This window comes from Pseudomonas agronomica, from assembly GCF_025917275.1.
Taxonomy (GTDB): domain Bacteria; phylum Pseudomonadota; class Gammaproteobacteria; order Pseudomonadales; family Pseudomonadaceae; genus Aquipseudomonas; species Aquipseudomonas agronomica.
Genome location: NZ_JAOSHO010000986.1, coordinates 1 through 619, shown reverse-complemented (window position 1 = coordinate 619; position 619 = coordinate 1). Strand labels below are relative to the sequence as shown.

The following is a 619-nucleotide window of genomic DNA, read 5'->3' as shown; positions in this document are numbered from 1 at the left end:
CCTCGCCACGGGGGGTGTGATTATCGCAGAGGCGTCGTCTACCGTCCGGTCACCGGCACCTGCTCATCCAGCACACGATTGGCGAGCAGTTCACCCAGTTCAATCAGTTGCTGTACGCCCAGGGCAATTTGTCGTCGCGAGCCCTCAAGGTCGAAGGCCAGGTCGCTGATGGTGGCGTTGGCTGAGGCCAGGGTTTCGCTGAGGTTGGTGAGGAGGGATTCGGTGTCAATGCCCTGCGCGACGGTGAATAGTTGGTTCGGAGCTGGTTTCTTTTTGATTTCAGGTTTTGGATCAAGGTAAGAGTCAATGGTGCGTTTGGTGGCTTCATCGAGCCCTATGGGGTTAAGGTTGGCATCAGGAGAAGTTTTGTTGATTTCTGAAGGCGAAGAAGGCTTGTCACACATTGCGGTACTCCAAAGAGGAATGGATTACCAAGTTAGCGGGCCGCGACGCCCGGACGCTGAATTGGCAGCGACGGGGAAAGGTTAGCGAGAGTTCTTCCCACCCGGCAACCGCCAGAATTCGTCGGAAAATTCGGCTTGAGTCCGGGGGTTGTCCGACCATTCCCACAAAGGCTGGCTGGGAGGCGGTGTGTATATCCGTTTCTGCGGTAACGGCT

Annotated in this window: 1 protein-coding gene; it reads right to left on the bottom strand. The window is 56.4% G+C overall.

Annotated elements, in window-relative coordinates:
* Window positions 1-38: 38 nt before the first annotated feature.
* On the bottom strand, window positions 39-404 hold the full coding sequence (locus tag OC610_RS28520; protein WP_264433084.1) for a DUF6124 family protein: 366 nt from the start codon (window positions 402-404) through the stop codon (window positions 39-41).
* Between the last annotated feature and the right edge of the window lie 215 nt (window positions 405-619).